The organism is Bradyrhizobium sp. CCBAU 45394 (assembly GCF_028128655.1).
GTDB lineage: Bacteria > Pseudomonadota > Alphaproteobacteria > Rhizobiales > Xanthobacteraceae > Bradyrhizobium > Bradyrhizobium diazoefficiens.
The window spans coordinates 30,833-39,125 of the sequence record NZ_LBIX01000008.1; the positions used below are offsets into that span (position 1 = coordinate 30,833).

The 8,293-nt window shown below is 61.9% G+C and carries 3 protein-coding genes; 1 reads left to right on the forward strand and 2 read right to left on the reverse strand.

Annotation, left to right across the window (positions count from 1 at the left end; all coding sequences use genetic code 11):
• Positions 1–6,412 (reverse strand): DUF5801 repeats-in-toxin domain-containing protein (locus tag WN73_RS04330; RefSeq protein WP_271551726.1); only part of this gene is annotated, 6,412 nt, incomplete at its 3' end.
• Between the two features lie 240 nt (positions 6,413–6,652).
• Between WN73_RS04330 and WN73_RS04335 the strand changes: the two genes are divergently transcribed.
• Positions 6,653–7,072 (forward strand): hypothetical protein, encoded by a 420-nt coding sequence (locus tag WN73_RS04335; protein WP_028176019.1) that lies wholly within the window; start codon positions 6,653–6,655, stop codon positions 7,070–7,072.
• 86 nt (positions 7,073–7,158) lie between these two features.
• On the opposite strand, the gene WN73_RS04340 is transcribed toward WN73_RS04335, so the two are convergent.
• Positions 7,159–8,293, reverse strand: a 1,135-nt coding sequence (locus tag WN73_RS04340) for an Ig-like domain-containing protein (RefSeq protein WP_271551729.1), incomplete at its 5' end; no start/stop codon positions are given.

An 8,293-nucleotide genomic window follows, 5' to 3' on the forward strand; every position in this document is an offset into this window, starting at 1 on the left:
AACTGATCGCAGCGTCGCCATCGGTATCAGTCGCAGTGATGGCGAAACTCTCTATGAGGCTGTTCGCTCCCTGGCCCGGCAGATGGGCTTCGTTGGTAACTAGCGTGTAGCTGTAGCTGACATGTGTGCCGTCAAAGCCCGTAATCGAGAGCGTGTTTCCGAGCGACGTCACAAAGGTGCCGCCGGTGAATACCCCGCCGCTGATGACCGTGTGGCTGTCGATGACCAGGCTGTCCAAGCCGTCAGCCGCGTTGATCGTAAACGTTCCGGTCTGAGTGAGCGCCGGGGTGTTCGGCGACGATCCCCCAGGCAGATTGGCCTCATCCACCGTCTCGTCGCCCCCCTGGGCGCCAATGCCCGTGATGAGAACGCCGTTGTCGGTGACGTTGATGGTCAGCTTGGCGGTCGAGAAATCGCCGTCGCCGTCGGTCAGCGTATACGTGAATACGTCATTGCCGACCACAGGCGATCCGTTGAAGCGCGTGTAGGTGTAGTCGCCGTGCTCGTTGATGGTCAGTGTACCGAACTGGCCCGCAATCACGAAATCGTTTGCTCCGTTCGGAGTCGTCACAGTAGTGACGCCCGCCACCTCCGTGATCTTCGCACCGTCGGTGCCCGCGCTGTCAGCGACGCCGTCCGTGGCGTTGCTGTCGCCTCCCGGAATGTCGTGGCCGGTGATCACGTTGCCCGTGGCAACGAGATCGCCATGCGCGACGCTATCGAAGTCGTTGACCGCAAGCGGACCATCATCCTGGAACTGGATATTCAGGGCGACCGGCGAAACCACACTGGTCGTGTCGCCATCGAAGTCCGTCAGGGAGCCCTTGAGATGCAGGTCGGCCGTGACGGTCGCGATGTCGTCGTAGGCTGCCTGGCTCGATCCCGCGACGTCGTTGTGGATCGCCTGATACTGCGCGATCCACACATATCCCGTCGAGTCGGCGTAGACGCGGAACACCTCCGTCTGGCCGGCCATGCCGACCACGGCCCCGCTCTGCTCGGTGGTCAGCAGGATGTGCGTGCCGTCGAGCGTGGTCAGTCCGGAATCAACGCCAGTAAGTGCGTTGCCGTTCTTGTCGGTGACCGCAAACGAATAGGTACCGGGCTCGTCGGCGCCGACCTTGCCGGTGAACAGCGAGCCGAAATCGAGCACGCTGCTCGCGGACTTCGCATAGCCGATGGCGTTCGCCTCGAAGATCGCAGCGGGCGGCACGTCGGAAGTGTCATTGGCGGGGTTCGGATCGGGCAACGAGTTGACGCCCGCACTCTCGTCCTCGCTGACCTTGAAGGTCTCGGTGACGGTCGTGGTCGTGACGATGGTCGACTCGATGCCGTAGACCTTGAACGAATTGCCGTCGGTCAGCGTCTGGGGATCGCCGCTGGCGCTGCTGTTGAACTGGAAGTTGTCGTAGTTGCCGACATTCAACGTGTCGAACGCGGTCGATCCGATGACCTTGACCGTCGAGAGATCCGGCACGCCGTCCAGCACATATCCAATTTGCACGTGCGTGTTGCCGTCGAACACAGCGGTCGCGCCGACAGGCGACCCGTTGACCGTAAAGGTCAGGTCGACAAAATTGCCGCCCTCAGTCGCCGAGATGAAGACGACCGCTGTCTCGACGTTCTTCGCTTCCGCCACGTCGATCGAGAACGACGCTGTGTTGACGGAGTAGGCCGATCCATGGCTAACGGTCGGACTCTGCGGATTTCCGGTGATGGAGACGTTATCGAAGAACGCCATCGTCAGGATTTCAGGCCCGGACAGCGGTTGATTGTCGAAGCCGTCGATGATCTGGCCGTTTCCGACACCGATTTTGCTGCCGGTGGTATTGACCGAATCATCGTTCGCATTGAGGTCGATGCCGGTCAGCACGATGTCGTGATTATTCTGACCATCCATGGCGCGGATGTCGGTGTTGCCAGCCTGGAGCGTGTAGGTGAAGGTTTCGGTTGTCGTGACCTCCGTCTCGGTCGGCGGCCGCGCTGTGATGACCGGAATGTCGTCAAGCACGGTGACCGTGAAGGCACCACTCCCGAGCGGAATGCTGTCGCCGTCGCCATCCGTCGCGGTCACATAGGACGAGAGGTCGATGACCAGGGTGTTCTCGGTGTTGTCGCCGGGCGCCTCGTCCAGGGCGGGATGGTCAACCTGGTCGTGCAGCGCGAACGCATAGGAGCCGTCTGCACCGACCGTGAGCGTAAAGACCTCACGGTCACCGGCATCGAATCCCGACGCGCCCGTCTCGACATAGGCGTGCAGGCCGTTCGCGTCGGTCACGATGAGGATGTGACCGCCCTTCGACGTCAATCCGCTGTCCTGCGGACCATTCGGCATAGTCTTCAAGCCAAAACTGCCGAAGCCGTCGGCGCCGAAATCGACGAGGGCATCAAGCTGGCCGTAGGTTGCCGAGGTCGCAACTGCTGAGTTGGTGCCGGTCACCTCGCTCGGCGGCCCGATGAGGTCGGGATTGGAATCGGACAGGCCGGCGTGAAGGCCGTCCTCATCCACATTGGCGTTGATCGATGTTTCGGAGATCAGCGTCGGGCCGTCGTCGTTGAAGTGGATCTTGCTTGAAATATCCGCCGACGCGGACGCCGTGTCGCCATCGCCATCCTTGATCGTTACGACGGCCGAGATCGAACCCGCTGCGAGCGAAACCTGATCGTTCGGATTGGACGTACTAGAGTGATGCAGCGAGAGATATTCGACCACCGAGACCTTGCCGGAGACTGGATCGATCGCGACCGCAAAAGCGGTCATACCGCTCAGTTCGGGATGCACGTTATCCGTGCCCACCGTGCCGATCACCCGGCCGGCGCTGTCCAGCGACAACGAAATCGCCGTTCCGTCCGTCAACGTCACGCCGGAGTTTGAAGACTTCAGTTCGAGCGAATAGGTAATCGCCGCAGCCGGATCGGGTCCGTCGACGCCGAAGTACGGCAGGATCGACAACGCCGCTCCACTGCTTGTCGCATAGGCGAGCGGCGATCCGGGCTCATCCGGATCAACGCCGGGATTCTGCACGCCCGCAAAGATCTGCAGCGGGCCGGCAACGTCGCTCGCCTGGTTGCCCGGTGTCTCGTCCGCCGTCACCCCGAAATTGCGAGACAGCGTCGCCGCCACCAGCGGGCCGTCGTCTTCGAACTGGATACCACCGCCAATGTTGGCGGACGCCGAAGCGCGATCGCCGTCGCCGTCGGTGACCGTCACGGTCGCCTTGACCTGGCCGAGGGCGCCTGCCAGCGAGACCGCCTCATCGATATCGCCGCCGATATCAGCGCTGTTATGATGAAGCGAAACATACTGGACGACGGACACCTTGCCGTTCACCGGATCGATCGCAATCGCAAACGCGGCCGGATCGTTGGTGCTGGTCACGTCATTGCCGGGATCGCCCCCGTCGTAACGGCCGACGATCAGGCCGTTCTCGAGGAACAGGAAGATCTCCCTCCCTTCCGTCGTGGCGAGATTCGAATCGATCGGGCCGGTCGTGCTCTGACCCTGCGCGTCGGTCAGCGTCAGCGAGAAGAGCTGGGCGCCCGTCTTGGCCGCGCCGTCAGTGCCGAAGTTCACATTGTCGATGGTGAGCGCGGCGACGTTGCTCTGCGCGTACCCGATCGGAAGGCCGAAGAGAACCTGCGGGTCGTGTCCGGGATTGCTGACGCCGTTGAAGACCGGCGCGAACAGAATGTCATTGTCGTCGCCGAACGGCGGGCTCTGCAGCAGCAGGGTCTCGTCGTGAACGACGGCAAACCCTTTCGTCTCCGACGCCGCTACCGTCGGGCCATCGTCGTCGAACGCGATGAACGATCTCTCGTTACCAATCAAGGTGACCTGGACCGACGAGCTGGTCTGGTCGCCATCACCGTCCGTGGCGGTGGTCGTGAGCTCGAGGTTGAGCGTTCCGTTTCCGACCAGGTGCAGGATCGTCTGCTCGTCGAACTGCGACGGATTCTCGGAGCCACCGTGGTCGATCGGCAGGAACTGATCGACCGTGATCGTCGCCCCGGAGGGATCTGTGGCGTCGTCGAGGGTGATGCGGAAGGCAACGTATTCATGCTCGGCAGCGCCGTCACCGACGATCCGCCCTTCGAGCGTATTGTCGTCGACCTGAACCAGCACGATGGCGCGCTGCGCCGCGGTGAGGTTCTCAAGCGGCGTGCCGACCAGCGCGGTCGCAGTCAGGTTCGTGTCGACCGTGTCGCCGGAAAGCACCAGCTTGAGGACGTTGCTGATGCCGCCCTCGGCGCCAGGACCATCCGTTCCGAAGTCGACGACGGCTGTGTCAAACAGCTCCGCGAGTGCACCCGCGGTGGTCGACAGCTCGCCGATCGCCTGCCCCTGCGTCGGGTGGATCGCGACGGTAACGGTGGCGGCCTTATCGTCAGCGGTGCCGTTCGATGGCCCGAACCCTGATTCGGATTCGCCCACATTGTAGGTATCGGGCTGCGGGCTGTCACCGTGGGCAATGGTCTCGTCGAGGTTGAGCAGGCCGGGGCTGGTCGGATGTTCGCCCTCCTCCCGCGTGATCATCGGCCCGTCGTCGTCGAACGCGATGAACGAATTCTCGCTGCCGATCAGGTTGACCTGAACCGTCGAACTGGCCTGGTCACCATCGCCGTCGGTGACTGTCGTCGTGAGTTGCAGGCCGAGCGCATCGGTCCCGGCAAGGTGGAGGAAGATCTGCTCGTCAAACACCGACGGGTCTTCCGACCCGCCGTGATCGATCGCAAGGAACTGGTCGACCGTGATATGGGCGGTCGCAGGATCGCTGGCGTCCACCAGCGAGATGCGGAACGCGACGTATTCGTCGCCGTTGTTGGCAACGCCGTCCCCGACAATGCGGCCCTCGATCGTAGTGTCGTTGACCTGAACCAGCACGATCGATCGCGCGGCTGCGTCGAGCCCTGCGAGCGAGGTGCCGGCAAGCGCCGTCGCCGTCAGGTTCGTTCCGACCGTCTCACTCGAGAGCACCAGCTTGAGGACGTTGCTGACGCCACCGTCCGGGCCGGGACCATCGGTCCCGAAGTCGACGAGCGCCGCCGGGAAGAGATTGGCAAGTCCGCCTGCAGGCGTCGACAATTCGCCGATCGCCTGGCCCTGCGTCGGCGCGGTGGACACGGTGATGGTCGTCACTCCGGTGTCGTCCAGAGTGCCGTTCGGCGTGACGCCGTTCGATTCGGTCTCGCCGGTGTTGTAACGATCGGTCAGCGGGCTGTCTTCGTGACCAATGGTCTCGTCGAGATTCAGCAGGCCGATGGAAGGCTGTTCGCTGCCCTCGCCGCGCGTGACCGTCGGACCATCGTCGAGAAATGACACGCCGAGCGAGCCGGTCGACAGTGCAGTCGCCGTGTTGCCGGAGCCGTCGGTCACCGTCTGCTGCACGAAAACGACATCGCCGAGCTGCGCGCCTTCGCTCGTGTCGGGGGCGGACGCGGTGCCGTGCTTGATGGCTTCATACTGGGCCACGTCAAGCTTCAGGCTCGCAGGATCGAGGTAGAGCTGGAAGGCGACTGCACCGTTCGGATCGGCCACGCCGCCGGCGCCCTCACGTCCGACGACCAGATTGCCCTCGGTGAACAGAAAGATTTCATTGCCGGTGACCGTGGCCTGCAGACCGGAATCGACGCCGGCGAACGCCGCGCCGGTCGAGGTCGTCAGCGCATAGGCGATCGTTCCGGTCCCGCCGCTGCCGAAACCGACGCTCGACGACGCGATCTCCGAAACGGCGCTTTGGGCCCATCCGATCAGTCCGACGGCGGAGAAGACTGCGGGCAGACCAGCACTGGGCTGATCGTTCGCGCCGTTCAGAATCTGTACATTGACGGTTTCATCGTGGATGACGATCGTATCCGAGAGCGTAAAGCCTGCGCTCGGCGGAGTCGTTGCAGGCAGTCCGGCGAAAGTCTCGGGATTGAGGACGAAATTGCCGAGCTGTTCCTGCCCGAGCAGGTCCAACGGATTGCCGGCGTTTAGGGTATCGACCGCAGCATTGGAGAAGTTGGCGCCGCTTCCCTGGGCGTTGCCGTTGCCATCACCGGCTGCAGGCAGCACGGACTGGTCTGTGGTGATGGGGAAGAGGCTCGCGAATTCCTGCACGTTGACGTCGCGTCCGGGCGCCAGCTCGATGGACAGCAGGTGCTGATCGTCGTGTCGGGAATCGAAGACCGGATCGACCGTGATCGTCGATTTGTTGTCGAACAGAATGATCAGCTTCTCGCCGACATGGACGAGCGTGATCTTTTCGTTGGCTATCGCCGAGAAATCGAGCTTGACCTTCTGGTCATATCCGAGATGTACGACCACCGCCTGATCTGTTAGCGGCTTTGCCAGCGTGAAAGTTCGAACTGGAGTTGTGTTGGTAGGAATAGCCGTGCCGGTAGCCTGCGCTACCTGAAATTGTGCGTTCATTATCTGCCCCTGCCAAAACTCTATGCAGTTCAAATCAAGTCTTTAGAAAGCAATCCGAAAAATTTCGCTATTAAGCTATTGTTAACCGAGGCGGGGGTCAACGAAATCAACTAGTTAACGAGGGGTTTTTGGTGCGCCGTGGTAAATTGGCTAATCGGGACACCGGGCGCCGAAAAGGCATTTAGATTGAGCATCTTGCAGTGAACTGACCGGGAAAACTCGGTAAGCGGGAGAGCACCAATGAGGGTATTATTGTCCGCAGGCATCGCAATGTTGTCTGGGTTCGTCGCACCAGCCTTGGCCGAGGACGCATTGTCTCCCGTCGAGCGAACGGTCAAATCCGCCCCCAATAAGGACACGCGGGTCGGCGTCTTCATCAACGTACTACCCGATTGCACGTCAGGTCCCCTGCCGACGATCCGCCTGGTCAATGCGCCCGCATCCGGGAAGGTGACGGTCAAGTCGGCGAAGGTGAAAGCCACCAACTACAAGTCATGCCTCGCGCTGGAAGTGCCCGCCTATGTCGCGTTCTACAGGTCGCAGCCCGACTTCATCGGCGACGACGTTCTGACCATCGAGGTCAAATATGCCGGCGGTCGGACGGAAATTCAGAAGATCACGATCAACGTTGCCGGCCCCGGAGCGCAGCAGAAGATCTAGGCGCGCGACCTCTTCACGGGGGCCGATGGGAGCGTTCCTGGAGGAACGGCGCTGGGCCTGCCGCGAGGGGCAGGCCCAGCGCCGGACTACACCAAATGAAGGTCCGTGTTTGAAACGATCGGATTGCCGGTCAGCTGAGCGATGCTGATCAAGCCGCCGGCCGTATTGCCATTCGCATCATAATACAGGGTGCTGGTCGAGCTGTTGTACCAGAAGCCCGCCCCGCTTCCCGAGAACGTTCCTTCTGTGCCGCCGCTCAGGAAGTGCGAGGCGTCCAAGTTACCGGTATTACCCCCGCCGACCGCGAGGCCGTTGCCGAACGCGGCAGCGGCGAAGTCGATCGAGTCGGTCCCATGGGTGAAATCCGTAATCGTGTCGACGCCCTCGCTGACGGCGTTGAACAGGAAGTGATCGCTGCCCGCATTTCCGGTGAGGGTATCGGCCCCCGGGCCACCGGCAATGGTATCGTTTCCGGCTCCGCCGATGAGCTTGTCGACACCCGATCCCGCCGAGATGTTGTCATTGCCTGACAGCGCATCGATGTAGGATCGATCGTAGGTCATCGAGGACAAGTCGATCTGGTTGGCCCCGGTGTTGACGTTGTAGGCCGTCACGGTCGCGGTCGCGGTACTCTCGTTTCCGCTCGCGTCGTGCAAAGTGTAGGTGAAACTCGTGTCCGGCGCCACCTTGCCGTTGGCAGGGAAATTCGTGTCGATCGATATGAACACATGGTGTGTGGTCGAATTCTCAGTAACCGAGAATCCGCTGGCGAGCCCTGCCGTGTTGATTGTGCTGATATAGAAGTTCGTCCCCGCCGGCGTCACCGTATCATTCGCAAGCAGCATGTCGGTGATGTCGAGCGCGGTGACACCCTGAGAGATGATCAAATGGTCATTGCCTGATGTAACGCCGTTCGGCGGCGGAGCGATGGTCAGGTTGACCGACGCCGTGTTCGAGCCCAGCGAGCCGTCGCTGTCATGATAAGTGAAACTGTCGGTGCCGCTGTAGCCCGCATCCGCGGTGTAGGTGAACGAGCCGTCCGAGTTTAATACCAGCGTGCCATGAGCCGGCCCCGCATTCAGGATCGCCGTCAGGCTCGCGTGCGCGGTATCGACGTCCAAGTCATTGGCCAATACGCCGTTCGCGGCGTTGATGACCAGCGGGGTGCCGGATGTCAGGTTGTAGCTGTCGTTTACTGCCGCGGGCGCATCGTTGACCGGG

Coding starts and splice junctions, on each gene's coding strand:
- WN73_RS04335 (WP_028176019.1), top strand. CDS start 6,653: ATGAGGGTATTATTGTCCGCAGGCATCGCAATGTTGTCTGGGTTCGTC.